The following is a 26,321-nucleotide window of genomic DNA, read 5'->3' as shown; positions in this document are numbered from 1 at the left end:
TCCTTGGTAAGATCGAGTATTTTTTTTCGGTAATGCTTTATTCCGGCACGGTCAAAACGTTCATCGAGATTTCGGAGAATACTCATGCGAACATCAGAAACCAAAAGATTAACAGATGGACAAGCATCCATCAACAAGAGCGATTTGCCACCCGAAGCCGCACATGCATCCCACCAGGATTCTCTTTCAGCGGGTTTCATATAATCCAAAGTGCGCTGCGAAGACAGATCCTGCACTTCTATAATCCCATCCAAAGTATCAAATCGCTGCAAGGATGTTCCATTATTCAAAGCAATAGTCTGATCGCCAATCATGGAATAAGGAATCTGATTGTTATCCAAAATAGCGCACACGATCTTTGTCTTGCCGCGTTTCACCCGAACATATAAGTTGGGCTGGATCAACTGGCTCTCTAAAAATTGCACCAAGTCGATCTCTTCAGAAATATAATCCACGAAAGGAAAGAGGTCATTCCGATTAAAAACACCTTCAGACGTCAGAAATGCAATTTTGTCTTTCAGCGGCAGATGAAGTTTATCGCTATAGGAAGGCTCAAAAAGTGCCACCAAAGGACTTTCCTGTTCACATAGAAATTCCGCAAGCACCAACCTGCGCTGTTGGGACAACTGCGAAGCCGCCATTCCCAGACGAAAATAATTATAACATAAACGGGAGGTAGACTTCCGGTCCGAAGATCCCATTTGCTTGTTCAACTTAAAAAAAGTAGTCAGATAACGCGAAAATGGTTGATCAGCTTCAAAACCATCCATTGCCCGCTCAAAATTACGTATTTGCTGATGAACACGTCTTTCACTGAATTCAGCCATTCAAAGATTATTTTCTTTCAAATTTTTTGTTGTGATAAACCATTATACCCAAAGCTCTATTAGCATAGCCCCATTTTGGATAAAATTCAAATTTGTAATCGCTATTCAATCCCGAAAACTTATCTTGCGTCATTCGGCTAACATAATCCACCCCATATTTATGAATCAATCGACCGAAATACAATGCGGCATCATAACCTTTATAAGAAAACTCAGACGGGTCTACTTTATAAGCCGTTTTATAATTTCCAATAAATTTGCGGGTATCACTATCACTCTCATTCACTAAGTTGGAAGAGGTAATAGTAAGTCCATAGAAATCCATATTTTCGAAATTCTCAAACGAAAGCTTAGCCATATTTGGATGTCCATACAACTTAAACTGGTTACCTGGATTCAAAAAGCGTTCGTCCATCGCATCCAAAAGCCCCTTTACCAAATTCTTATTAGCCGTACCAGAAATGACATGATTAGTTCCCGTCAACACAAGGCTATTGTTGAGCTCGTTGACGCTCATAACAGTTTTTACTTTTGCCTGTGCATTAGCCTTTGAAATTTCGCTAACAAAATTGACTAGAAACTGTTTGCTTTCATCGTCACCGGCATCGTATACCAGAATCTGATCACCCGTATAATACTGATCAGCAACATATTTTGCTAATGTTTCCGAGTGTGTACGAATAGATGGTGTGATGGAAACCAAATTAGGTAAGCTAAATTCGGAAGCCATAGTCGCCGCCAACGGAGAAACTTGTAACACATTCTTATTTGCAAATGTTTGCCCAAAGCTTTTTATCTCACGTGGATACACCGGGCCCACCACAAGTACGGCATCCTTCACATTGACCGCTGTCCCCAAGGTCGCATTATAGGCAACATTGTCTCGAGAATCAATTACTTGTAGATCAAATAAGGCCCCCTCTTTGGCAATTTTGTCAAGGCCCAATTGAAATCCCTGATAAAAATCAAGCGCCAAGGAAGAACGCTCCACATCTTCTTTTGTAATCGTCCCCGCAATACCACTTAACTCGAATGGTAATAGCAAGGCGATGCGATTATTTTTCACAGCATGGCCGTTGACATCCTGGATATCCCCCACTTTGGCAATGGTCTTATCTTTGTCAACTACTGGTTTAGTCACAGCAGTTTGCTGTTCGCCTTGACCAGAGGAAGGCGAACGCAATACTGTGCTTTTTTTCGTTGTGCAGCTTGCAAGACATAATGCTACAAGTGCCGCAACCCATATTTTATTCCCACTCAATTGTAGCGGGCGGTTTTGAACTGATATCATATACAACTCTGTTTATTCCTTTCACATGGTTGATAATTTCATTTGAAATTTTTGCCAACAGGTCATATGGTAAATGTATCCAATCCGCAGTCATTCCATCAAGAGAACCAACTGCACGTAAGCTAACAACATGCTCGTAAGTACGCTCGTCACCCATTACGCCTACAGAACGCACTGGCAAGAAAATTGTACCAGCTTGCCATACTTTATCGTACCAGCCAGCTTCCTTCAGATTATTGATAAAGATCGCATCAGCCTCTTGTACAATACGTACACGCTCAGGTGTAATATCACCTAAAATACGAATTGCCAAACCTGGTCCAGGGAAGGGATGTCTGCCTAAAATTGCCTGATCCACTTCTAAAGCTTTTCCTACTCTTCTTACTTCATCTTTAAACAACGTTTTTAGCGGTTCTACGACTTTCAATTTCATGAAATCAGGTAAACCACCAACGTTATGGTGTGATTTGATTGTTGCTGACGGTCCTTTCACTGAAACCGACTCGATAATATCTGGGTAAATTGTTCCTTGTCCCAACCATTTCGCTTCAATTCCTTCAGGTAATTCTTTTTGGATTTCTTTTGCAGCTTCATCAAAAACATCAATAAATGAATTACCAATGATTTTGCGTTTCTCTTCTGGTTCAGAAACCCCAGCTAATCTACCATAAAATAAATCCTTGGCATTTATTCCTTTAATATTTAACCCCATATTTTTGTAAGAATCCAACACCTGCTCGTATTCATCTTTACGAAGCAGACCATGATCTACGAAAATACAATGTAATTTTTTTCCGATTGCTTGATGCAACAATACTGCTGCTACTGTTGAATCTACTCCTCCTGACAAAGCCATGATAACGTGATCGTCACCCAATTGCGCTTTCAAAGAGGATACTGTTGTTTCAACAAATGCGTCCGGTGTCCAGTCCTGTGCACAACCACAAATGTTTACAACGAAGTTTTTTAATAAGATAGCCCCATCAGTACTATGTGTTACTTCCGGGTGGAATTGTATACCATAGGTGCGGGTACCTTTTACTTGATAAGCAGCAACACGAACTTTATCCGTACTTGCTATAATGTCAAAATTTGCAGGAACTTCTTTGATAGTGTCTCCATGTGACATCCATACCTGCGATTGAGTTGGTACTCCTGCCAATAATTCATTCTCACTATTGACAAACTGCAGATTTGCACGACCATATTCGCGGATTTCAGAAGGTAACACTTCACCACCTGATTTTTGAGCGATGTATTGTGCTCCGTAACAAACTCCTAAAAGTGGGAAACGATCCTGAATAGCGACAAAATCAATTTGCGGTGCATCTTCTTGTCTAACAGAATAAGGACTTCCTGAAAAGATAACACCTTTTACGGAGTCATCAAAATCTGGCAATTTATTGAACGGGTGTATCTCACAATACACATTTAGTTCTCTGACACGTCTAGCGATCAACTGTGTGTATTGAGACCCGAAGTCTAGAATTATAATTTTTTCTGGCATGCTGCAAAGGTAAGTATTACGAATGAATTATTAAATGTCAAATCAGGAAATAATGCCTGCTTTTAACAGTTCTACTTCCATTTCTTTCTGTAGAATTAGGGCTTCCTCCCGTGCTCTTTCAGCGAAATCACGTCCGTTTGAGGCATAGATAATTCCCCTTGTGCTGTTTACTAAAAGCCCGCAATCTTTGTTCATACCAAATTTACAAACATCTTCAAGCGAGCCGCCTTGTGCCCCCACTCCTGGAACCAATAAAAAATGATCTGGTGCATGTTCTCTAATTTTAATAAAGCCCTCCCCACGTGTTGCTCCGACCACATACATCAAATTGTCAGGTGTACCCCAAGTATTGACTTTATCGATCACCTGTTCGAACAATTGCAGCCCTTCTTTGTTTTCAAAATTTTGAAAGTCCAAGCTACCCTCATTCGATGTCAAAGCAAGTACGATTGCCCATTTATCGTTAAAATCCAAAAATGGAGTCACCGAGTCCTTCCCCATATAAGGTGCGATTGTAATACTATCAAAGCCAAGACCAGACGTCTTTTCATCAAAAAATGCCATCGCATAACGTCCCGACGTATTGCCAATATCCCCCCTTTTTGCGTCAGCAATACTGAAACAATCCTTTGGTAACGCAGCCCAGGTTTTTTGAAGCGATTGCCAGCCTTTGATTCCATAACATTCATAAAACGCAATATTGGGCTTATAGGCAACACACAAATCAGCCGTTGCATCTATGATAGCCTTATTGAAGCTATAGATCGGATCCTCATCATCCAAGAGATGCTCCGGGATTTTCGTGAGGTCTGTGTCTAATCCGACACATAAAAATGAGCGTTTCGCTTTTATTTGATGAATAAGTTCTGCTCTTGTCATGCTATATTTAGAGATCTTAAAATTATTTATTGATTAAATCTTGAATAAATTTACCTACATCAGGGCTTGAATAATCCGCCATACCTTCATGCCGTGTCGCTACATTACCCGCTTTGTCCTNNCCCGAGAGCCACTCCTTTGGAATATCACTATTTGGAAAACTAATCGGCAAAGTCAGCTGCTGTTCCTTCATAAAAGCCTCTGCTTTTGCTTTCCTGCCTTCTATCTCCACAATCAAAAACACCATATTTGCGTTATCTTTATAGCGATCATAGAGTACATTGATCGAAGGCATTTCTGCGCGACAAGGTGCACACCACGTTGCCCAAAAATTAATAAACACCACTTTTCCCTTCAGATCGGCCACCTTGACTGTTTCTCCCAGCGAATTGACAAAGGAGACATGACTGAATGCGCCCCCTGGAGCCACCCTATCGGAATCTTTAGAAGCTGAATTAAGCTCCAGTTTAGGTTTGAAAAAACCCATTTTCATTAAAAATTGCTGAAAATAACTTCTACTTGTTGGCCAGATCAACAAACCGATGAGCAGTACAAATACAACGTTTCCGATTATCTTTTTTGTCTTCGGACTCATAGGTAATCCCGCTATTAAGAATCAAACTTATCCAACAGCTTCAACAAGGTCGCAAAATCCTTTGGATAAGGTGCCTCAAAAGCCATCTTAACTCCGTTCAACTCAAATTCAACATGTTTTGAATGTAGTGCAAAACGCTTCATAATGGGTTGTTCCTCTTCATCTTTGGATAATGTATATCCCCTTTTCTTGATTTGGGACAAATACACAGGTTTACCGCGATACATGTCATCCCCCACAATAGCGGCATGTTGTGTCGCTAGGTGAATACGGATTTGGTGCATGCGTCCTGTAATGGGTTTACATTCCACTAAGGTATAGTTCTTGTAGTATTTGATCGAATTGAAGATGGTCTCTGCCGGTTTGCCGTTTGCACGATCAATAGATACATTTTTATTGCCTTGGTTCAAGATGGGCAAATCGACAAGCAAATCCTGAAAAGTATGTGTACCACCTATGATTGCATGATAAATCTTATTCACTTTTCTTTTTTCAAATGCAATGGAAATTGTACGGTATGTTTCTGGATTTTTTGCAATTAATAAAATACCCGAGGTCTCTTTATCCAGGCGGTGGCATACCTGTGCATCAGGATGATATTTCTTCGCCAAGCGAAGAATATTGACCTCCCCACCCTCACGTTCATCTAAAGAAGCGACAAACGGCGGTTTATTGATAACAATCAAATTTTCATCCTCATGGATGATTAATTCTGAAAATTTGGGAAATTTAAATAGACGATTCTCATTTTGTATCATTTTGCAAAAATACAAAACACAAGGCAGAATATTGGTCAATGTATGATAAAAAGCTTACTTTTGAACACACAATATAAGTTAAGATGTCTGTAAACAAAGAAATGAAACGAGTAAGCACAGCAATGCTGCAAGCCATGAAAGAACGTCAGGAAAAGATTTCTATGCTTACAAGCTATGATTACTCCATGGCCAAAATGGTAGATCAAGCTGGTGTTGACGTTATTTTGATTGGAGATTCCGCTGCCAACGTATTTGCTGGCTACGAAACAACCTTGCCTATCACCCTAGATAATATGATCTACCATGCCGCTTCCGTTGCTCGGGGTACCGAGCGTGCCATGGTATTAGCAGATTTGCCATTTGGATCTTATCAGGGCTCTGCCAATGAAGCTTACAATGCAGCTGTACGCATGATGAAAGAATCAGGTGCGCACGCATTAAAACTCGAGGGAGGACTTGAAATCATCGAAAACATCAAAAAAATCATTGCCGGAGGAATCCCTGTATGTGGACACCTGGGCTTGACTCCCCAATCCATCAATAAATTTGGAAATTTTGGTGTGCGGGCAAAAGAAGAGCAAGAAGCCGCTAAATTAATAGAAGATGCACTCGCTTTGCAGGAGGCGGGCTGTTTTGCAATTGTTCTGGAAAAGATACCGGCAAAATTAGCTAAAACAGTAACCGAAAAACTAGCGATTCCAACAGTTGGTATTGGGGCTGGGCCGGATTGCGATGGACAAGTCCTTGTGATTAACGACATGCTTGGAATGAATGCCGATTTCAAACCAAAATTTATGCGTCATTTCGCTAATTTGCACGAACAAATCACAACAGCAGTAGCAAATTATGTGGCCGAAGTAAAAGCAGTACAATACCCGAACGAAGACGAACAATACTAGAAGAAAAATATGCGGTTTTTGATCATTGGGCTTATTGTTCTTATTGCTTATCTGATGATACGCAAAAAATTCAATCTATTTGGGTTTACCGAAGATATGTCCAGAAATTTAAAATCAGGTTTTCAGTTGATTGAAGCTTCATCTCCAGTCATCCAGGCAAATCTAAAGAAGAGCGTTTCCAATGCCGTCATGGGGGTTATCCTCATTTTGATCACCGTTTTGCTGTTCATGAAGATAAAAATTGTCCTGTTCCTGCTTCCGATTGCCTTTTTCTTGTTGGGCTATCTCTTTCTGTTCAACAACCACTTTAGTAAGCTCAAAAGCCAACAAATATGGTACAATGCCAAAACCAATGAGGTTTTTATTGAACAGCTAAAAGGAGAAAATTATGCTTTTAACATTTTTAAGGACATAGAAGCCGTTCAGAAGATCGAATCAATTCAAACGACCAAAGGTTTATTATACGGCTACTATCGTATTAAGTTAAAGAACAAAATATTGGAAATCCCCTATTTAGTCGCTGAAAACAGGCCCGTCAATAATTTATTTTTCGACACGATTAATCAAAACTTCGACGTAGCTATTCAAAAACGTATTTTTCCAATTATTTAAAAATGAACAGGTTGAACATCCGAAAAGAAAGTGTTATATTTAGGTAATCAATATAATTTGTTAAAACCAAAATATTTTACACTATGGGAAAAGGTGATATCAAAACCAGAAGAGGAAAAATATCAAATGGTTCTTTTGGAAAAAGAAGACCACATGTATCGAAAGCTGCCATCAAGCCAAAAGTAAAAAATGGGGCTTCAAAAGAAGTGGAACAAAAAGCAAAATCAAAAAAATAGTAATCAATAAAGCTAGAAATTTATTTCTGGCTTTTTTTATTTCCAATCGTTCCTGCTACCTCCATTTCGATGCCCGTTTCGATGTTCATTTGCAATGTTTTGGTCGTATTGTAAAATCCTTTTGACAACTGATATCATCATAATAATAAACCTATATTTACCCGTTAAATGTAAAAAGTACATAAGAGACTATATCCGTATGAATAAAAAATCGATCATTTACCTCCTTTTGGCTTGTGCTGTGTTTGGCGGTGGATACTTTCTGATAACTGCTAAAAAAGACAAAAAAGAAGCTGATAAGCCCAATGGGAAAAAAGATATGCCAGTCCCCGCACAGGCTATCATTGCCAAATCTTCCGTCGCCGATCGATCCATTAATCTCTCGGGAAGCATTGACGCAGAAGAGCAGGTTGAAATCAGAAGTGAAGTAAGTGGTCGAATCACCAAAATCTATTTCTCCGAAGGGCAGCGCATCAAACAGGGCGAACCCTTGATCAAGATTGATGATATTGAACTTCAGGCACAATTAAGACAAGCACAAACAACAAACCAGCTGAATGCCGAAAATGAACGTCGGGCCAGACTGCTGCTGCAAAAAGGAGCAATCAGTCAGGAGGAGTTTGATATAGCCAGTGCAGCTTTAAAAACCTCCTTAGCACAGATCCAGTTGATTCAGGCACAAATATCCAAAACAACCATCCGCGCCCCTTTTAGTGGCATGATTGGACTTCGGAATATTTCCGTAGGAGCCATTGTCTCATCCAGTACCCTGATTACAAACTTAGTGAAGGACAATCTTGTCAAAATTACCTTTGCAGTTCCCGAAAAATACAGCAATATTGTTAAAATAAACATGCCCATTGAGTTCAGCGTAGCCAACGACCCAACCGTCATAAAAGCAAACATTTACGCCGTTGAACCGCAAGTATCACTTAACACCAGAACACTCACCGTCCGCGCCAGAGCAACGAACGATCAGGGTAAATTGAAAGTCGGATCCTTTGTCAATGTGATTGTGCCGATCGAAGTGGAAAACGATGCGATATCCATTCCAACAGAAGCCATTGTTCCCGTACAGGATGGAAAAAAGGTCTTTGTATTACAGCATGGCCTTGCCAAGGAAGTGAAGGTTGAAACAGGTGCGCGTACCGACAAAGACATCGTCATTCTATCTGGCATCAGTGCCGGTGACACCGTTTTAACCACGGGCGTTCTGTCGTTAAAAGATGGAGCAAAAGTTAAGGTATCATTAGCTAACTAGTTGTACATGAATTTATCTGCAGTTTTTATTAAACGTCCTGTTTTAACTATTGTCGTCAATATTACCATCATATTGTTTGGCTATATTGGTTTTAGTTTTCTAGGCGTACGCGAATACCCCTCTATTGACCCAGCGATTGTTTCCGTCAGAACAAACTATGCCGGTGCCAATCCAGATATCATTGAATCTCAGATTACCGAGCCGCTAGAAAAGGCCATAAACTCGATCGATGGTATCCGCAACATCTCTTCTTCGAGCAATCAGGGATCCAGTAATATCACCATTGAGTTTGACTTAAAAAAGAACCTTGAGGAAGCCGCAAATGATGTCCGGGATAAAGTATCCCAAGCCATGCGAAGCCTACCACAGGATATTGATGCCCCACCAGTGGTATCCAAAGCCGATGCGGACTCCGATCCTATTATTACATTGACATTGCAAAGTGAGACGCGCGATAAACTTTCGCTGAGCGACTACGCCGAAAATGTGATTTCCGAAAGGTTGCAAACCATCCCCGGTGTCAGCAGCACACAGATCTATGGTCAAAAACGTTACGCTATGCGTCTATGGCTCAACCCCGACCGTATGGCTGCCTATGGTATCACAGCTTCGGATATTCGTACGGCATTGAATAGCCAGAATGTTGAATTACCTTCAGGGAAAATTGTCGGAAACACAACCGAGCTCACCGTAAAAACCGTCGGCAACCTGTCTACTCCTGAGCAATTCAATAACATCATTTTAAAGGCCGATAGCAGTCGTATCGTCAAGTTTATCGATATTGGCCGGGCAGAAATAGATGCTGAAAATCTCGAAACAAAAATGGTCAGTAACGGTAAACAGCTGGTCGGTATTGCCATTATTCCGCAGCCTGGAACAAATTACCTCGATATTGCCAACAATTTCTATAAAATGCTCGATCAGATCAAAGAAGATCTGCCCCAAGATATTATACTCAACATCGCTTCTGATAATACGACATTCATCAAAAAATCTGTTGAGGAGGTCGCCGAGACACTCCTGATTTCGATCATCCTGGTCACCCTGATTATCTATTTTTTCTTCCGCGACTGGGGTATCGCACTACGTCCTCTATTGGACATTCCCGTATCCTTGATCGCGACATTCTTTATTATGTATATTTTCGGATTTTCCATCAATGTACTGACGCTGCTTGCTATTGTACTCGCGACGGGGCTTGTTGTCGACGATGGTATCGTTGTTACCGAAAATATCTTCAAGAAAGTTGAAGAAGGAATGTCCCCTATTGAGGCGGCCCTGAAAGGGTCGAAGGAAATATTCTTCGCTGTTATTTCCATTTCAATCACACTTGCAGCCGTATTCTTACCCGTTATATTTCTTCAGGGATTTGTGGGACGGCTTTTCCGGGAGTTTGGTGTCGTCATCGCCTCGGCCGTATTGGTTTCCGCATTTGTTTCCCTCACCCTCACGCCGATGCTCAATGCCTATCTAATCAAAGGTGGTGGACACAAGAAGACGAAATTTTACGATTGGACCGAACCTATGTTCGTCAAAATGAATAAAGGTTATGCCAATGCACTGGAGAAATTCATGAAATTCAAATGGATCAGCTTTCCAATCCTGATCCTATGTTTTGTCATTATTGGCATCCTTTTCTCCTCCATTAAAAAAGAAACGGCGCCTTATGATGACAGAAGTAATATCTCCGTCAATGTGACAGGCCCGGAAGGTGCTACCTATGAATACATGGACCGATACATGCAGGAATTGGACAAATTGGTCTACGATTCCATTCCTGAGAACAAAATCAGTTTAAACATTACCTCTCCGGGTTTCGGCGCAAGCTCAGTCAACTCCGGACGTATACGGATGACTCTCGTTGATCCAAGTGAGCGTAAAAAATCACAGGACGATATTGCCAAAGAGCTCACTAAATGGACAAAAAAATACGACGGTGTCCGCGTCAATGTTTCGCAAACGCCGACGATATCCATGAATCGCAGAGGTGGATTACCTGTTCAGTACATTATCCAGGCACAAAATTTTGAAAAACTTCAGGAAAAGATACCCGAATTTATGAATGAGGTCAACAGCGATCCCGCATTCTCCACAACGGACATCAACCTGAAGTTCAACAAACCCGAACTGCATGTAGAAATTGATCGTCTGAAAGCCCTCAGTCTGGGCGTTTCTGTACTTGACGTTTCGCAGTCCCTCCAATTATTACTAAGCGGCCAACGTTTCGCTTATTTTATGCGTGATGGCAAACAATATCAGGTCATAGGCCAGGTTGAAAACGACCGTAGAGCCACACCTACAGACCTTGCGTCAATTTACGTGCGAAATAACCTCGGACAGCTTATCCAGTTAGACAACGTTGTAAGCGTTAAGGAAGAGAGCAGTCCACCCCAACTCTACCACAATAACCGCTACATGTCGGCTACAGTTTCAGCCGGTTTGGCGCCGGGCATGAGTATGAGTGACGGCATTGCAGCAATGGATCGCATAAAAGAAAAGGTCCTCGATCAGAGTTTCACCACCGACCTCAGTGGCGAATCACGTGACTTCGTTGAAAGTAGTTCCAATACACTATTTGCCTTTGGCCTTGCTTTGTTGCTTATCTACCTGATCTTAGCGGCCCAATTTGAAAGCTTCCTCGACCCATTTATCATTATCCTTACGGTACCCATGGCCGTTGCCGGAGCACTGATAAGTCTATGGTTATTTGATCAAACCTGGAATATATTCAGCCAAATTGGAACGATTATGCTAATTGGTCTCGTGACCAAAAATGGTATCTTGATTGTTGAGTTTGCCAACCAGATGCGCGAAGAGGGAATGGAAAAATTTGAGGCAATTATGCACTCTGCCGAATCACGCCTCAGACCGATCTTAATGACAAGTCTAGCCATTGCCTTGGGCGCATTACCGATTGCCATGTCACTTGGAGCTGCTTCAACGAGTAGAATTGGTATGGGGGTTGTTATCGTTGGTGGTACAATATTCTCCCTTATCCTAACCTTGTTCATTATCCCGGCAATCTATTACATGTGGTCAACACAAAAAAAGCATAGACCTGAATTTGATAACATTAAAAGCTACGAATAATAAAGACATGAAGAGAAATTTCATCCTACTAGTATTACTTTACTCCATCATGTTTCAAGCTCGTGCACAAGAGATACTGACCTTGGAAGATGCGCTAAAAACAACGTTGAGCAATAACTTCAATATTCTTTTGGCTAAAAATGACAATAACATCGATATGGAGAATACCAGTCTGGGAAGCGCCGGTATGCTTCCAGCGGTAACTGGAACGTTCAATAGAAGCAACTCCATCCAGAATTCAAGGCAGGTCAGAGCAGATGGTCAAATACAGCAGATTTCCAATGCAAAAAATGATAACATGTCTTATGGAGTCAACCTAAACTGGACGATATTCGATGGATTGGGCATGTTCGCCCGTCGCGACCGCTTCAAAGAAATACAACGTCAAGGGGAAGCGGAGATTAAATATCAAGTGATTACCCAGCTCAGCGAAGTCATGGCTACCTACTACAATCTGGTGCAGCAAAAGCGCCTGATAAATGCCCTAGATACCACCATCACCTTATCGAGATACCGTGTCATGCTTGCCGAAAATCGCCTGGAGATCGGAAAAGGCTCCAAGCTTGACCTCCTGAACGCAAAAGTCGATTTAAATACCGATCAGACAAACTTACTCAGACAACAGGAAAGCTTCAAAAATACCAAGACTTACCTCAATCAGCTGATGACGCGCGACTTGAGCCTGGATTTTCAAATTGAAGACGACATGAAACTTGATACGGATCTTAAACTTGGTAATCTGATCGAAATTGCCGATCGACAAAATCCGCAAATTCAGCTTGCCATCATCAACAATCGGGTGGCCGAGCTCAACTTAAAAGCAGTTAAGGCCGAACGTTATCCCAAAATTGGCCTAAATAGTGGGTACAATTGGAACGAATCCCACTCCTCCCTCGGTTTCTCGACAGAAAACAAAAATAGAGGTCTTACCTACGGCGTATCGGCTTCCCTTAATATTTTCAATGGATTTCTGCAAAATAGAAACGAACGGATTGCCAAATTTCAGATTAAAGGCTCCGAGCTACAGGTACAGCAACAAAAACAGGATATCCAGGCTCAGGTCAGAACCCTATTCCAAACCTACATCACCAATATGGAGCTGGCTAATGTAGAACGGAAAAATGAGGAGCTGGCAAAAGAAAATTTAAACATCACGATGGATAAATTCCGTATCGGTACCATCACAACCTTAGAAGTAAGAACAGCGCAGTTAAACTACATCAATGTAATGACACGTAGCTATACAGCACAATATGATGCGAAGGTATCCGAGATACGCCTAAAAGAATTAACAGGCGAAACGTATTAGAAATTTCTTTTTGCAAGAGGCCCTCTTAGAAAGGAACACTATCTGATGCGCTTCTTAACAGCATCTATTATTAAAAGCGAAAGGCTCCTTAACTAAATAAGGAGCCTTTCTTTGTCTATTTAATAGTCAATTGCTATAATAGATTTCAGCGGTATTAAAACGCCACTTTTAATCTGAATATATCTATCGGTTAACGACCATACAGTGGTCTCGATACGCTTTGGTCCGGAATCAGTCTCAAAGGCGATTTCAGTTTTGGATTTAAACTCATTTCCCAACCGAAGTGCCCCTTTCAATTTATCCATAAAAGTCGCTGTCTTATCTTCACTCGCCGGGATAAATTTAAATTGAGGAATTTCCTCTTTAGCTATTAGTTCTCCAACCATAATACTAGCATTTAATGTGTAAATTATTGTTTTGCGCTATGCTACTTTTATAACGCTTTAAAGCCAATCTTATTTTATCTCTTTCTGCCATTGGCTTATTTAAATCTACCGATTCCCATGATAAAAATCAATTAAATCCTTGAAAACTATCATTTATTTTACAATAAAAAAACGATTGTACTTTGGACACACTGCTCCGCTTTGAGGGTTACCAGCAAGCCCAACAGGCATTTATAACGAGATATCTAAATATAGTGTCATTTCATTTTGAATTTATAGCCAAAATCATTCATATTGCCTATTTTTGATCAAAACAATATGTAAATGGAAAAATCTGTTTTTGAAAAAGAGTGGGAAATTTATTTCACACAATGCTATTCTAACGGCCGTATTCGTTTCTCCGATTTATCCAATATCCTGCAGCTTACCGCGGGAGAACATGCCAATGCTGTCGGATTCGGTTTTAAAGAAATGGCCAAACATAACCAAACCTGGGTACTTAGCCGCATACGCATAGAGATTGCACGCTTGCCCAAATGGATGGACCATGTCAAGGTAAAAACTTGGGTTCAAGAATTAGAGGGCGCACGCTCAACGCGGAATTTCGAAATTACAGTCAATGGACAGATCTATGTTACTGCAACCAGTTATTGGGCTGTTATCAATACCGTGAAAAGGAGCTCTGAAACACTCGCAATTTCCACTGAAGATTTTACCACCTATCCTGATCGCCCGGCAACACAACAGCCATTTTCAAAATTGAATATTTCCCAGACCGTCAAAAATATTGATGAATATAGCGTTAGGCTTTCTGACCTGGACATTGTCAATCACGCCAACAATGTAAAATACCTGGATTGGTGTATGGACAGATTGCCCATTGAGCTGGTATTGACCAATCAGATCAGATCCTTAGAGATGAATTACCTGCGTGAATTACGCTATAATGATACCGTTGAAATTAACGGCGATGCAACAGATCAAGGTTACTTTATGACGGTTACTAAACAGCAACGAATCCACTTTGCTTTGGCTATAGAAACAAAATAAAAAAGGGAGGCTTTGGGCCTCCCTTTTATTTTACATATAGCATAATGTTATGCAAATGCCTTATCTCCTTTTTTGTAAGGAAGGTTACCATCAAATCTTCCTGGGATCTTCACAAAACGCAAAGCTTTTGTACAACCCAGCTCTGAGTTAAAGAAACCAGTCAATGTCAACTGTTTGAACATCGTGAACCAGTGTGGTGGATCGTTCTCAACATAATTGTACAATTGATTTTGTTTTTCTTTATTTTTCTCCAGAATATCTTTTTGATCTTCAGCTTGCTTTTTATTAAACTCGTTTGCTTCTTTATCCAAAGCAGCGGCAACAGCTGTTCTGTCTTCAGCAGAAAGCTCCAGGAATGGTTTTCCTTTCACCTCTTTTGCTTTATCATCTAAGCTCCCAAAACCAGTTAAAAATGCTTTTTGTTGCTTCTCCGTATAACAATCGCGAACCATGACCGGAATAAAACTTCCTACCCCTGCTTCTTTCGCACCCGGAGTTGCGGTAGCTGGTAAAATTGCTTCAGCCAAGTCACCTAATAAATCAGTTGTCTTCGCTTCAAACAAGGCTTGTACATCTTTTGTTGCTGAGCGTGTACAACCTTCCAAAAATAAATTAGCGCCGATAACGGTACCTCCTAAAATTAAGGCAACTCGTTGTAATGCTTCTCTTCTATTCATACTACTAAATATCTTAATTTTAGAAATTATATTTCATTTCCCAACCTTGTCTGTAATTACGTTTTACATATTGATTGACGTTATCAAAATTGGTGACACGCATGTTATCGTTATCCCACAACAATTTTAAGTTACGTCCAGGGTATTTACCATCAATACGTAAATCAGCACCTCTGATTGCCAGGTTAGCCATTAATAAAGCTTCTGTCAACGGACCCGCTATTTCAAAAGGTGAACTCACTTCTTTCTTGCCGTATCCAGCCTGACAAGCTTCAACCCATTGTGCATAGTGTCCGCCTTCTTGTCCTTGAACACGGGCATATTTCTGTGCCACCTGTTCTTTTCTTGAAGTCGGCAACAAGCGTGCATTCTGGCCGTAGGTATCAGCAAGGATTTTACCTTTTGTACCAACAAGTAAGATACCATTACCACCGTCACCAAAAATTTCGTTTGGACCTAATTCATCCGGACGAGCAGGCTGAATACCACCATCCATCCAATGTAACGTAACAGGACCATTTGTACGTGGCGTTTTAGGGAAAGTTAATGTCGCATGGCTCGATGGAGGGCAACTTTCAGGGAAATATCCCCGTTTGAACTCATCCACATACACCGATCCTACAGTTGCCTGTACATCTTGTACATAAGTCAATCCTAAAGTACTGAAAGGAACTTCCAACAAGTGGCAGCCCATATCGCCCAATGCACCAGTACCGTAATCCCACCAGCCGCGCCAGTTGAAAGGCACCAATTTGTCAACATACTCTTTATGTGGCGCTGTACCTAACCAAAGGTCCCAATCCAATTCTTTTGGAATTTCAGCTTTACCTGTAGGCCATGCAATACCTGAAGGCCATACCGGACGATCTGTCCAACAATATACCGTATGTACATCACCGATCAGACCTGCTTCGTACCATTCACGTACAAAACGTGGTCCATCATTTGATGCACCTTGATTTCCCATTTGGGTAACAACCTTATATTTCTTAGCTGCATGCGTCAATGCTCTCGCTTCCCATACATCGTGAGTCAACGGTTTTTGAACGTACACGTGTTTACCCAATTGCATAGCTGCAAGCGCTTGAATCGCATGTTGATGATCTGGAGTTGATACAGAAACGGCTTCTATACGTTTGTGCTCCTTATCCAACATCTCACGGTAGTCTTTGTAATATTTTGCTTTCGGGTAACGTTTCAACGCACCAGCTGCACGACGGTCGTCCACATCACACAAGAAAGCTAGATCTGCCTTTCCTGAATCATGGAATGCATTGATGTCACTAAAACCTTTACCCCCTACACCAATACCTGCTACTTGCAATTTGTCACTTGGAGCTGTAAAGCCATTTCCGCCCAATACATGGCGAGGGACGATCATAAAAGCCGCAGCAGCTGTTGCCGCGCTCTTTATAAAACCTCTTCTACTCGTCTTATTTGAGTTATTTTCCATTGTTATCAATCTTTAGCTATTAGATGTTACCTTTTTTCAATTCGCTCACTGCGAAATCAACCGCACGAGCAGTAAGTGCCATATACGTTAATGAAGGGTTGACACAACCTGCAGAAGTCATACAAGCACCATCCGTTACGAAAACATTCAATGCATCCCAAACTTGGTTGTTACCATTTAATACCGAAGTTTTCGGATCACGTCCCATACGGGCAGTTCCCATTTCGTGGATACCTTGGCCCAGACCATATACGTTATCGTACGTATACGTATCTTTTACGCCAATGCTTTCCAACATTTCCTTCATTTCATTTTGCATGTCACCACGCATCTTCAATTCATTATCCTTGATCTCAGCGTCAAAAGACAATACAGGTAAACCCCATTTATCTTTTTTGGACTTGTCAAGTGTAATTTTATTTTCGTGATATGGCAAGGTTTCTCCAAAGGCTGTAAAGCCAACCGTCCAGTCGCCTGGCTCACAGATCGCATCTTTCCAAGCGCCACCTACTTCCATCTCTGCTACTGCACCAGACCAGCGTCCACGACCTGCAGCACCTTGGTAGCCAAATCCACGTACATAGTCGCGTTTTTTGGTATCACCTTCGACGTTTACAAAACGTGGTACATACAAACCTGTCGGTCTACGTCCAAATACATAACTATCTAAATAGCCTTCCAACTTACCACCAGCACCACAACGGAAATGGTGATCCATCAAATTGTGGCCCAATTCACCGCTGCTACTTCCTAAACCACCTTCCCAAACATCTGTAGCTGAGTTCATCAATACCCAAGTCGAGTTCAATGCAGATGCACAAACAAAAATTACTTTAGCGAAAAACTCATAAGTTTGATTTGTCTCAGCATCTACAATCTCAACGCCTTTTGCCTTTTTCGTGTTTTTATCGTAGATAATTTTTGTTACGATAGAAAAAGGACGTAATGTCAAGTTATTTGTCTTTTTTGCTGCAGGAAGAGTCGCCGATTGCGTACTGAAATAAGCACCAAAATTACAACCCAACCAACATTGATTTTGATATTGACAATTTACACGGTCATGATGCGGAACAGTAATGTTTGCTGTTCTACCCATGATGAAATGACGTTGACCACCGTATTGTTTTTTCAAACGCTCAGCCAGGTCTTTTTCAACAATATTCATCGCCATTGCAGGCATGTAATCTCCATCTGGCAAAGACGGTACACCGTCTCTATTTCCAGAGATACCCGCAAATTTTTCAGCATAACTATACCAAGGAGCAATTTCATTATAACGAATCGGCCAATCCACACCGTGGCCATCTTTTAAGTTAGCTTCAAAATCCAAATCGCCCAAACGATAAGATTGTCTTCCCCACATTAAAGAACGTCCACCAACATGATACCCACGGTACCAGTCAAAACGTTTTACCTCTGTATATGGACTCTCTTTTTCATTTACCCAAAAATCCAGGTTCTTCTCATTCAAAGGATAATCTCTACGCAAAACCGGATAATCTTCGATCATTTGTTGCGTACGACCACCAGCATGAGGCCATTCCCATGGATTTTTATTTGGCGCAGTATAATCCTTGATGTGTTCAATGTTACGACCACGCTCCAGCATAATTGTTTTCAGCCCTTTCTCTGTCAATTCTTTCGCAGCCCATCCACCACTTATCCCCGAACCAATTACAATTGCGTCATAAGTATTTGTTGCCATCTCTCTTCTAATTATTTGTTTTTAAATAGTTATTTTTTCTGTTTAGTGTGCAGCATTTGTACTGTCGATCTTTTCGTCCTTGAAAAAAGCTAAAAAGATAAAAAATACAACAGCTGCGATTATTGCAGGTACAACCCAAGTATGATTCCAAAATCCCGCTAGGTCTGTTGTCTTCATTTCTTTGTATTTGTCTCCTACGTAACCAGCTACCCAAAAACCGATCAACTGTCCAACGCCATAGGTTGCCAAAGTGATCAAGCCCTGTGCTGCTGATTTGTATTTAACGCCAGCTTTGCTATCTGTATAAATCTGTCCCGAAACAAAGAAAAAGTCGTAACAGATACCGTGCAATGCAATACCGATCAACAACATGAACGATAGTTCGCCCGCATTGCCATAAGCAAATAACAGATAACGGATTACCCAAGCCAACATACCGACTAAAATTGTTTTCTTAAAGCCAAATCTTGTAAAGAAAATTGGTAAGGCCAATAAGAACAATACCTCAGAGCCCTGACCGATTGTCATTTTACCAGTAGCATTTTCTAGCCCTATCTCGGAAAGAAAAGGGTTTGCATTCGAATAATAAAATGCCAGAGGAATACAGATCAATACCGAAGAAATGAAAAAAATAAAGAAGTTCTTGTCTTTTAACAATTTAATCGCATCCAGACCAATGATTGATGCAAAGGATGGTTTTTCGGTTTCATCCAATTTAACCGGCGGCGTTTTAGGCAGTGCAAAAGAAAATACACCCAATACTAAAGAAGCAACACCCGATAATAGGAAAGTATTTTTTAATGCTCCTTCTGATGCTTTTGCATCCCAAAAATAACTGATAACTAAACCAGCTACTATCCAACCAATAGTTCCCCAAATACGTATACCTGAGAACTGTTTTTCTGGATTCGTCAATTGGCGAAAAGAAACTGAACTAGTCAAAGCTAATGTTGGCATGTAAAGTATCATATAGGCCAAAACATACGGATAAAATGTCGACATGTCTGCAGCACCATACATCTGATACATCAATACCGCACCGACCAAGTGTAAAACACCCAAAATACGCTCCGCATTGAAATAGCGATCTGCAATCATTCCGACAATAAAGGGAGCAATAATAGCACCCAATGATTGTGTAGAAAATACATTAGCCTTTTCAAATTCTGTTGCATTCAAATTCTTGCTCAAAAAAGTACCTAATGTGACAAACCATCCCCCCCAAATAAAAAATTCGAGGAACATCATGAAGGATAGTTTAAATTTTATTGTTGATGAAATCATAAAAAAAATGGTGTTTTACAATACTACTAATTGGTTTTACCTGCTCAATTTAAGAAATTAAATCTAATTGTCAATAGTACACTATTAAAATATTACAAAAAGCTATCGACCTCCCGATAAGCCGCCACCAAGCGATCCTCACCCTCTTTACCAGGTTTGGAAATACCATGTTCCATCCCCATGACACCCTTATATCCTTTACTATGAATGTGTTTGAATACGTTTTTATAATTGATCTCTCCTGTAGTCGGTTCTTTACGGCCTGGATTATCGCCAATCTGAATATAAGCAATTTCATCCCAGCAACGATTCATATTTGCAATTAAATCTCCCTCGGTACGCTGCATATGATAAATATCATATAAAATTTTACAGGATGGACTGTTCACGGCCTTACATAAAGCATACGTCTCATGTGTTTGCTGCAAAAATAAATCTGGTGTATCACTTAAGGTTTCCAACACCATCACCAAACCATGTGGTTCAAAGATCTCCGCACCCTTACGCATCGCAGTAAGTATGTTGCTGAACTGATTACCCCAAGGTAGTTTTCTTTCATAAAAGCCCGGTACCACAGTCAGCCATTTTGCATTGCAACGCTTGGCAGCTTCGACAGACTTCTTGCATGTTTCGACAAACTTATCTAAATACTCTTGTTTACCCGTCGCTAAAGAAGGCATCCAGTTTTGTCCGCCATCCACAACAAATACACCCATTGTCATGCCTAACTTAGCCAATAAATCACCGATCTTCTTCTGCTCATCCAATGTTCTGCCCAAATAGCCATTATCTTCTATTCCACGAAATCCCAAATCATACATATACCGAATTTCATCCAGGAAATTGTCACCTGCATGATTTTTGAACATCCCCTGATGCGGGGCATAATTTAAGTTAAATGTCTTTCCTTTATCCATCGTATTTGCTGTATTTTGAGTGGTTGACGCAAAAGTCTGTCCAGCTAGTCCTGCCCCGGCGGCCAAAAGACTACCTTTAATAAAATCCGATCTCTTCATTTTATTTATAATTGATTAATTTTTAAATAATTTACCAAATCCATCCGAATAAATCGCTTCGATGGACTGATTTTTATTTTTAAAAATGACAAAAACCTCCACACCCTTCAATTTTTTGGCCTTTGTCTTAACTTGTTCGGGTTCCATGCCCATAAAATAATTATCCAGTGCATCTGCTTCCATAGCAGTCTTCGCATAGACGCTGACACTCAATATATCGGTCATGTATGGAAAACCCGAAACAGGGTCGATATGATGACCCAATTTTTTCCCTTTGTACTTAATAAACTTTTCGAAACTGCCTGCCGTTGTCAGCGCCCCTTCTTTGAGCTGCGCAACAGCGGTCATCAATTCCTCCCCGCCCGCATCATCGGGCTGAACAATACCAATAGAAAAGCCCTGCCCACTTGGCGGAGTCCCTAAAGCCCTGATTTCACCACCGACCTCTACCATATAATTGGCAATCCCCTTTCGCCCAAGATAGTCGGCCAAAACATCTACCGTATAGCCCTGGGCAATACCATTTACATCTATTTTAATCCCTTTCTTCTTTTTGATAAGCCGATTGCCGCTAACCTTCAGATAGTGCATTCCCACTAGTTCCTTCGCTTTTAGCACCGTCGCCGAATCTGGGGCGACCGGACTCTTATTAGCACCAAAGCCCCATAGGTTGACTAGCGGGGCAATAGTAATATCGAATTGACCTTTCGATAATTTATGATATTTAAAGGAAGCTTTTATCACCTTGGCCATATGGCTATCCATCACAATAGACATTACCGTATCTGTATTGAACTTGGATATTCTCGAGTCCTTCCGATAAATTGACATCGAAAAATCAATCGCCGTTAAAATACTGTCAACTTCCGACCGTCTAACAAGACTGTCGGAAGCGAAGTAAGTGATATGGAATTGAGTCCCCTGCGCGGGTCCTTCCAGCCGAATTTTATGGAGTTTCGTTGATGGTATTTGCGCCTGTACATCAATGCAACAAATCGTGACAAAAAATAGAAGACACAAATTCCACCTTAATCCCATCGGCCCAAAAACTTAAATATATAGGTTTGTGTTTTGACCAGGCATCGCTACAGGGTAAAAACCTTCTGCATCCGGAAGTAACTTTGGTTTAGCATCCCAAGCAAGTACATCTGGCCCCAGTTTGATAGTAGATTTCAAGGCTTCATCCCATTTGATCACCTTACCTGTATAACAAGCAATACGCCCGATAATACCTGTCAACGTACTATAAGCACCATATTCTGCATTATCAAATTTATATTCGCCTTTCGAAATTGCTGTAAAAAGTTCCTTATGTTCTTGTTGATAAGGATTTGGATTGCCCTTGGCATCATGGCGATAGATTTCTTTTCCTTTCCAGTCGTACAATACAGCCTGTCCACCTGCAGAAAGATAAGCACGTCCTTTTGTTGCCTGGAATTGCTCGTCTACACGGTTATGTATACCCTCAAAGTGTCTACACTGACTATAAACAACACTGTTATCAGCATAGGTTAATTCTAATGCAAAATTATCATAGATTTCACCATACTCTTTGCCTGTACGGTGTGCTCTGCTCCCTGTGCCTTGGATCGATACGGGATAAGCGCCTTTTACCCAATTGGCGATATCAATATTGTGCACGTGCTGCTCAACGATATGATCGCCACACAACCAGTTAAAATAATACCAGTTACGCATTTGGTACTCCATTTCAGTTTGCTCTGGCTTGCGCGGACGCACCCATACGCCACCTGAGTTCCAGTAGACTTGTCCAGAGGTAACATCACCGATAGCACCTTCGTGAATACGTTTGATAGCCTCACGGTAATTCGTTTGATAACGGCGTTGCAAACCAACCACAACATTCAATTTTTTACGTTTAGCTTCTGCAGCCACACGTAAGACCTGTTGTACACCAGGTATATCAACCGCTACCGGTTTCTCCATGAAAACATGTTTACCTTGACGGATCGCTTCCTCAAAATGCATTGGTCTAAATCCTGGAGGAGTTGCCAAAATAACAACATCGGCCAATTGAATTGCATCTTTATACGCATCGAACCCTACAAATTTATGGTTGTCACTTACATCGATCTTATCTTGCCATTTTTCTTTCAGCGTTTTATAAGTACTCTCTAAATTATCTTTAAAAGCATCTGCAAGTGCCACCACTTTAATGTTCATTCCCGAACTTAACGCATCAAATGTAGCTCCAGTTCCGCGGCCCCCACAGCCCACTAAGGCAACTTTGATAACATCTGAACCAGCAGCATATGCACCTGATAAAGGCATTGAGCTCAACACAGCGCCCCCAGCAACTACAGCAGAAGTTTTAATAAAATCTCTTCTTTCTAGATTTTCCATAACAGTTTTATATTGATTATTTTATATTAAAAGTCTTTGATTGGCTGTTTGTCGTAATAAGCCATAATTTCTTCGTGACTGGGTGGATTAAGGGGTCTTACCAGTCTCATACCCACAAATGGGGCTTCCGGAAACCACCAGTTACTTTTTGGAATTTGTGGATCCAACTGTTTCCACACGGGATCTGAAGCACCACGCGCTGCAGAGCGCATGTCCTCGGCCCCACTGTCAAAAGCACCACCTCGTACAACATGTGGATACAGGGTTGTCGGAACAACTACGGGGTTGGTCAATACCTTTCCTTTGCCTTCATTGTAACTATCGGCCTTATATTGGTCATAAGTCCACTCAGCAACATTGCCATAAATATCATAAAGGCCCCAAGGGTTCGGTTTCTTCTGTCCTACAATATGTGTTTTCTGTTCACCGTTATCTTTAAACCAGGCATAATCTGCTAATGGCGTTGCTTGATCACCGAAAAAATAAGTTGTCTTTGAACCAGCTCGAGCTGCATATTCCCACTCAGCCTCTGTTGGTAAACGATAAAACACACCCGTACGGACATACAACCACTTACAGAATTGGATGGCATTGTAATGGGTCATCGCCAAGGCCGGGTGTCCTTCTTTTCCAAAACCAAAAGTCATATCCAAATAGGGTTTGGTAGGTCGCGTAACGGCATCAATCTCTTTGGATACTTTACCGTCCTTACTCTTTGCGATCTCATAATCTTTATACAGAAACGGTTCAAAGAGATCCCAGGTTACTTCATACTGCCCCATCCAAAATGGGTCCAACTTCACCTCATGTGCAGGTTTTTCATCTTCTTTCCCGCCGCTTGTAGTTCCCATTTTAAAACTACCACCAGGGATTGCTAGCATTTTGAACGTCAGATTGGTTCCTTCAATGGGTTGCTCATACGGTTCGAACGTCTTCTGAGCCATAGCGTGCACGCCAGCAAATAACAAAACAGGAATAAAGATTCTTTTTAACATATTTAGGTTTGTAATTAGAGACTAAAATATAAAATAAGGTGTATACTTTACACTTTGACACTATAACTTTTTTATTACAGTTTAATTCTTAACATAATAGTCCATTCGTAATAACGATTTAGCAAGATACTGATTAGGATCCTCGGGGAACTTAATTAGCCTGAAAATCAAGATCAATAAAAAAGGTTTTCCATTTTCATGGAAAACCTCGATATCTTATCACAGCATGCCTGTGTCTAAAGCAGAATCTTACGACTTACCGCCTTATCGATGGTAATATACCCCGGGTAGAACACCGACTGCCCTGCGATATTGATAGAAGGTTTAACTTTTAACGTAAATATTCCCTTTTTATTCTCATCGCTTGACATTAAAAAATCCTGCAGGTCCGAATTCTTCAACAAATCATAGATATTGGTGGCTATACGCACATTGGCCACTGTAGATTCTCCGGGCTCTATTTGTAATGATTGATTCACAATCCCTTCCACAAGCTGCTGTCCGCCGTAAAGAATGATATACTGGAACTTATTGATAGACGCTTTTTTGAGCGTCGGGTTATCAATTTTAAGTCGGATAACTGCATCCAATGGAATATCTTTCCGCAAATAGGCCAATGCCAAGCTCGGCGCGGCACCTAGGTCAATTTGATTATTCCTGATCAGTCGTTGCAATGATGTTCCAGCCAATCGAATACTATCTACCGATTCCACATCGAATTTACATTTCGCCAAATTTTCGATCTGTGCCTTTTGTCGACTCACACCACAGCCGGAAATAAACAACCCCAGCAGAACCAAACATCCAAATAAAATTTTCTTGCTCATAGCCACTATTTTCCTCCAAATTTATATAAAACTCCCAGTGTAAACAATGGGTACCCTGCTTTTAAATAGGTATTACTTTTAAAACCGAATACCATACCGTTCGTATATTGCAACTTCCATCCTTTCCCTAACCCCATTCTTGTATAAAATACAGGTTCAATAAGCATATTATCTTCTTTCTCTGCCGGAAGACCATCAATAGCAAAATTTTTCATACGCATATTGCTCAGCCGGATGATGGTACCGTAATCGATATCATGCCGGTTGCCGAACAATTTCAGGGCATCCTTTTTCTCCGATGAAAAGTTCACCTGCACAAACACCTTGTCAAAATCCATGTCCTTCGTTTCTACAACGGCTTGTCCCATTGTCGACGAACGCTTATCAACCACGCTGGTATTACCCAGTCCATAGCCCCCGTAAACCTCAAATACACGATTATTTTTTCTACCAAAGCGTGTAAAATAACCTATCCCCGCTTCACCCATCTTTTGTGCGTAGTCTTTGATATTGGATCTATTATCGACATATGAACCATTGGCAATGACAGCCACATGATCAGTTACAGCTACCCCCAGGTTGGCCGATACATTGGCCTTTGTATTGATATTGCCGGAAACATAGACCTCGCCAGCTTCTGTAAACATCGGCGCTGAAGGCACATTAGGCATGTAAATCGAACTACAGGAATAAAATGAACAGGCAAATAACCCGGCACACAAACCATATCCAAACTTGTTGTATTTCATATGTAAGTATTTATTCAATCGTGCTTGCATCCAGTGATATTTACGAATGCTACGCCTATTGTCTTAAAAACACCTATCCCTTATAAAAATTGTACCAAAGCGGTTACATTTAACAGAAAATAACAATTTAAACAGCCCAAAAAGCTTAAAAAGCTCAGTACCAAGCCCGATAAATTCAGCATACCAGGTAGCAATTCCGCAGAGCAGCCCGCTATCCTGCTCCAGCATCACCCGATAGCAGACACATCGGAACAGTAGCTAAAAGTATAAACAACAAAAAAAGGCATCAATTTCTTGATGCCTTTCCAATATTGTTGCAAAACCTTATGCTTGTTCTGTAGGAACTACAGATACATAAGATTTATTGTTAGCTTTTTTACGGAAAACTACTTTACCGTCTACTAAAGCGAACAATGTGTGGTCTTTACCAATACCAACGTTTGTGTCAGGATTGTGTTGTGTACCGCGTTGGCGTACGATGATGTTACCAGCGATTGCTTGTTGACCACCGAAGATTTTGATACCTAAACGCTTGCTATGTGACTCACGGC

At 41.0% G+C, this 26,321-nt stretch carries 25 protein-coding genes; 7 read left to right on the top strand and 18 right to left on the bottom strand.

The features are described 5' to 3' along the window. The 6 genes from B2X72_RS00970 to B2X72_RS00945 form a co-directional block, all read right to left on the bottom strand. Positions 1-827: RsmB/NOP family class I SAM-dependent RNA methyltransferase (locus tag B2X72_RS00970; protein ID WP_286848077.1), on the bottom strand; the 827-nt coding region annotated here is incomplete at its 3' end. A gap of 7 nt (positions 828-834) precedes the next feature. Next, positions 835-2,118 carry an ABC transporter substrate-binding protein gene (locus tag B2X72_RS00965; RefSeq protein WP_286848076.1) on the bottom strand — a complete coding sequence of 428 codons (1,284 nt, stop codon included), beginning with the start codon at positions 2,116-2,118 and terminating at the stop codon, positions 835-837. Then, entirely contained in the window at positions 2,075-3,625 is a 1,551-nt protein-coding gene (guaA, locus tag B2X72_RS00960; RefSeq protein ID WP_120334085.1) for a glutamine-hydrolyzing GMP synthase, read from the bottom strand. Before guaA ends, B2X72_RS00965 begins: the two co-directional genes overlap by 44 nt. A 42-nt stretch (positions 3,626-3,667) precedes the next feature. Then, positions 3,668-4,504, bottom strand: coding sequence for an orotidine-5'-phosphate decarboxylase (gene pyrF, locus B2X72_RS00955; protein WP_112376356.1), 837 nt, complete (start codon positions 4,502-4,504; stop codon positions 3,668-3,670). A gap of 22 nt (positions 4,505-4,526) precedes the next feature. Next, entirely contained in the window at positions 4,527-4,991 is a 465-nt protein-coding gene (locus tag B2X72_RS00950; RefSeq protein WP_422663687.1) for a TlpA family protein disulfide reductase, read from the bottom strand. Between the two features lie 122 nt (positions 4,992-5,113). Beyond that, on the bottom strand, positions 5,114-5,857 hold the full coding sequence (locus B2X72_RS00945) for an RluA family pseudouridine synthase (protein ID WP_088161769.1): 744 nt from the start codon (positions 5,855-5,857) through the stop codon (positions 5,114-5,116). Between the two features lie 83 nt (positions 5,858-5,940). Here B2X72_RS00945 and panB point away from each other — a divergent pair, with 83 nt between their 5' ends. From panB to B2X72_RS00915, 6 genes are all read left to right on the top strand, one after another. Beyond that, entirely contained in the window at positions 5,941-6,756 is an 816-nt protein-coding gene (panB, locus tag B2X72_RS00940) for a 3-methyl-2-oxobutanoate hydroxymethyltransferase (protein WP_286848074.1), read from the top strand. Positions 6,757-6,765: 9 nt separating this feature from the next. Beyond that, positions 6,766-7,368 carry a hypothetical protein gene (locus B2X72_RS00935; RefSeq protein WP_286848073.1) on the top strand — a complete coding sequence of 201 codons (603 nt, stop codon included), beginning with the start codon at positions 6,766-6,768 and terminating at the stop codon, positions 7,366-7,368. A gap of 83 nt (positions 7,369-7,451) precedes the next feature. Beyond that, on the top strand, positions 7,452-7,604 hold the full coding sequence (locus B2X72_RS00930) for a 30S ribosomal protein THX (protein WP_075992880.1): 153 nt from the start codon (positions 7,452-7,454) through the stop codon (positions 7,602-7,604). A 199-nt stretch (positions 7,605-7,803) separates the two neighbouring features. Further along, positions 7,804-8,865: an efflux RND transporter periplasmic adaptor subunit gene (locus tag B2X72_RS00925; RefSeq protein ID WP_286848072.1), complete on the top strand. Its 1,062-nt coding sequence runs from the start codon at positions 7,804-7,806 to the stop codon at positions 8,863-8,865. A gap of 6 nt (positions 8,866-8,871) precedes the next feature. Beyond that, positions 8,872-11,955, top strand: a complete 3,084-nt coding sequence (locus B2X72_RS00920; protein WP_286848071.1) for an efflux RND transporter permease subunit — start codon at positions 8,872-8,874, stop codon at positions 11,953-11,955. A gap of 7 nt (positions 11,956-11,962) precedes the next feature. Beyond that, positions 11,963-13,264: a TolC family protein gene (locus B2X72_RS00915; RefSeq protein ID WP_286848070.1), complete on the top strand. Its 1,302-nt coding sequence runs from the start codon at positions 11,963-11,965 to the stop codon at positions 13,262-13,264. A 119-nt stretch (positions 13,265-13,383) separates the two neighbouring features. Here the strand turns inward: B2X72_RS00915 and B2X72_RS00910 are convergent, their stop codons facing one another. Beyond that, on the bottom strand, positions 13,384-13,650 hold the full coding sequence (locus B2X72_RS00910; RefSeq protein WP_172462508.1) for a hypothetical protein: 267 nt from the start codon (positions 13,648-13,650) through the stop codon (positions 13,384-13,386). A gap of 324 nt (positions 13,651-13,974) precedes the next feature. Between B2X72_RS00910 and B2X72_RS00905 the strand changes: the two genes are divergently transcribed. Beyond that, the gene (locus tag B2X72_RS00905) at positions 13,975-14,700 is read left to right on the top strand and encodes an acyl-[acyl-carrier-protein] thioesterase (protein WP_286848069.1); all 726 of its coding nucleotides are present in this window, start codon (positions 13,975-13,977) and stop codon (positions 14,698-14,700) included. Positions 14,701-14,747: 47 nt separating this feature from the next. Here the strand turns inward: B2X72_RS00905 and B2X72_RS00900 are convergent, their stop codons facing one another. The 11 genes from B2X72_RS00900 to B2X72_RS00850 all read right to left on the bottom strand — a co-directional run. Continuing rightward, on the bottom strand, positions 14,748-15,377 hold the full coding sequence (locus B2X72_RS00900) for a gluconate 2-dehydrogenase subunit 3 family protein (protein ID WP_075992886.1): 630 nt from the start codon (positions 15,375-15,377) through the stop codon (positions 14,748-14,750). A gap of 19 nt (positions 15,378-15,396) precedes the next feature. Continuing rightward, positions 15,397-16,830 (bottom strand): Gfo/Idh/MocA family protein, encoded by a 1,434-nt coding sequence (locus tag B2X72_RS00895; RefSeq protein ID WP_120334075.1) that lies wholly within the window; start codon positions 16,828-16,830, stop codon positions 15,397-15,399. A gap of 19 nt (positions 16,831-16,849) precedes the next feature. Then, on the bottom strand, positions 16,850-18,535 hold the full coding sequence (locus B2X72_RS00890; RefSeq protein ID WP_153844724.1) for a GMC oxidoreductase: 1,686 nt from the start codon (positions 18,533-18,535) through the stop codon (positions 16,850-16,852). A 42-nt stretch (positions 18,536-18,577) separates the two neighbouring features. Then, a complete protein-coding gene (locus B2X72_RS00885) occupies positions 18,578-19,816 on the bottom strand; it encodes a nucleoside permease (RefSeq protein ID WP_145327011.1) in 1,239 nt (412 codons plus the stop codon). A 95-nt stretch (positions 19,817-19,911) separates the two neighbouring features. Next, positions 19,912-20,835: a hydroxypyruvate isomerase family protein gene (locus B2X72_RS00880; RefSeq protein ID WP_145326896.1), complete on the bottom strand. Its 924-nt coding sequence runs from the start codon at positions 20,833-20,835 to the stop codon at positions 19,912-19,914. Positions 20,836-20,850: 15 nt separating this feature from the next. Beyond that, the gene (locus B2X72_RS00875; RefSeq protein ID WP_145326897.1) at positions 20,851-21,873 is read right to left on the bottom strand and encodes an FAD:protein FMN transferase; all 1,023 of its coding nucleotides are present in this window, start codon (positions 21,871-21,873) and stop codon (positions 20,851-20,853) included. A 12-nt stretch (positions 21,874-21,885) separates the two neighbouring features. Continuing rightward, positions 21,886-23,199, bottom strand: a complete 1,314-nt coding sequence (locus B2X72_RS00870) for a Gfo/Idh/MocA family oxidoreductase (RefSeq protein ID WP_046672915.1) — start codon at positions 23,197-23,199, stop codon at positions 21,886-21,888. 26 nt (positions 23,200-23,225) lie between these two features. Further along, positions 23,226-24,194: a formylglycine-generating enzyme family protein gene (locus B2X72_RS00865; RefSeq protein ID WP_075992891.1), complete on the bottom strand. Its 969-nt coding sequence runs from the start codon at positions 24,192-24,194 to the stop codon at positions 23,226-23,228. A gap of 236 nt (positions 24,195-24,430) precedes the next feature. Next, positions 24,431-25,021, bottom strand: coding sequence for a hypothetical protein (locus B2X72_RS00860; RefSeq protein ID WP_145326898.1), 591 nt, complete (start codon positions 25,019-25,021; stop codon positions 24,431-24,433). 5 nt (positions 25,022-25,026) lie between these two features. Further along, positions 25,027-25,770 (bottom strand): hypothetical protein, encoded by a 744-nt coding sequence (locus tag B2X72_RS00855; RefSeq protein ID WP_145326899.1) that lies wholly within the window; start codon positions 25,768-25,770, stop codon positions 25,027-25,029. A 324-nt stretch (positions 25,771-26,094) separates the two neighbouring features. Beyond that, positions 26,095-26,321, bottom strand: a 227-nt coding sequence (locus B2X72_RS00850; RefSeq protein ID WP_286848068.1) for a bL27 family ribosomal protein, incomplete at its 5' end; no start/stop codon positions are given.

Source organism: Sphingobacterium sp. UBA7253 (genome assembly GCF_002472745.1).
Classification (GTDB): domain Bacteria; phylum Bacteroidota; class Bacteroidia; order Sphingobacteriales; family Sphingobacteriaceae; genus Sphingobacterium; species Sphingobacterium siyangense.
The sequence above is the reverse complement of the archived record's forward strand: the minus strand, read 5'-3'. Positions and strand labels throughout refer to the sequence as shown.

Excerpts from the sequence above, each read along its gene's own strand:
- B2X72_RS00925 (WP_286848072.1), top strand. The coding sequence starts at position 7,804 with ATGAATAAAAAATCGATCATTTACCTCCTTTTGGCTTGTGCTGTGTTT.
- B2X72_RS00880 (WP_145326896.1), bottom strand. The coding sequence starts at position 20,835 with ATGAAGAGATCGGATTTTATTAAAGGTAGTCTTTTGGCCGCCGGGGCA.
- guaA (WP_120334085.1), bottom strand. The coding sequence starts at position 3,625 with ATGCCAGAAAAAATTATAATTCTAGACTTCGGGTCTCAATACACACAG.
- B2X72_RS00965 (WP_286848076.1), bottom strand. The coding sequence starts at position 2,118 with ATGATATCAGTTCAAAACCGCCCGCTACAATTGAGTGGGAATAAAATA.
- B2X72_RS00870 (WP_046672915.1), bottom strand. The coding sequence starts at position 23,199 with ATGGAAAATCTAGAAAGAAGAGATTTTATTAAAACTTCTGCTGTAGTT.
- B2X72_RS00875 (WP_145326897.1), bottom strand. The coding sequence starts at position 21,873 with ATGGGATTAAGGTGGAATTTGTGTCTTCTATTTTTTGTCACGATTTGT.
- B2X72_RS00915 (WP_286848070.1), top strand. The coding sequence starts at position 11,963 with ATGAAGAGAAATTTCATCCTACTAGTATTACTTTACTCCATCATGTTT.
- B2X72_RS00935 (WP_286848073.1), top strand. The coding sequence starts at position 6,766 with ATGCGGTTTTTGATCATTGGGCTTATTGTTCTTATTGCTTATCTGATG.
- B2X72_RS00945 (WP_088161769.1), bottom strand. The coding sequence starts at position 5,857 with ATGATACAAAATGAGAATCGTCTATTTAAATTTCCCAAATTTTCAGAA.
- panB (WP_286848074.1), top strand. The coding sequence starts at position 5,941 with ATGTCTGTAAACAAAGAAATGAAACGAGTAAGCACAGCAATGCTGCAA.
- B2X72_RS00930 (WP_075992880.1), top strand. The coding sequence starts at position 7,452 with ATGGGAAAAGGTGATATCAAAACCAGAAGAGGAAAAATATCAAATGGT.
- B2X72_RS00905 (WP_286848069.1), top strand. The coding sequence starts at position 13,975 with ATGGAAAAATCTGTTTTTGAAAAAGAGTGGGAAATTTATTTCACACAA.
- B2X72_RS00900 (WP_075992886.1), bottom strand. The coding sequence starts at position 15,377 with ATGAATAGAAGAGAAGCATTACAACGAGTTGCCTTAATTTTAGGAGGT.
- B2X72_RS00860 (WP_145326898.1), bottom strand. The coding sequence starts at position 25,021 with ATGAGCAAGAAAATTTTATTTGGATGTTTGGTTCTGCTGGGGTTGTTT.
- B2X72_RS00890 (WP_153844724.1), bottom strand. The coding sequence starts at position 18,535 with ATGGCAACAAATACTTATGACGCAATTGTAATTGGTTCGGGGATAAGT.
- B2X72_RS00855 (WP_145326899.1), bottom strand. The coding sequence starts at position 25,770 with ATGAAATACAACAAGTTTGGATATGGTTTGTGTGCCGGGTTATTTGCC.
- pyrF (WP_112376356.1), bottom strand. The coding sequence starts at position 4,504 with ATGACAAGAGCAGAACTTATTCATCAAATAAAAGCGAAACGCTCATTT.
- B2X72_RS00895 (WP_120334075.1), bottom strand. The coding sequence starts at position 16,830 with ATGGAAAATAACTCAAATAAGACGAGTAGAAGAGGTTTTATAAAGAGC.
- B2X72_RS00910 (WP_172462508.1), bottom strand. The coding sequence starts at position 13,650 with ATGGTTGGAGAACTAATAGCTAAAGAGGAAATTCCTCAATTTAAATTT.
- B2X72_RS00865 (WP_075992891.1), bottom strand. The coding sequence starts at position 24,194 with ATGTTAAAAAGAATCTTTATTCCTGTTTTGTTATTTGCTGGCGTGCAC.
- B2X72_RS00920 (WP_286848071.1), top strand. The coding sequence starts at position 8,872 with ATGAATTTATCTGCAGTTTTTATTAAACGTCCTGTTTTAACTATTGTC.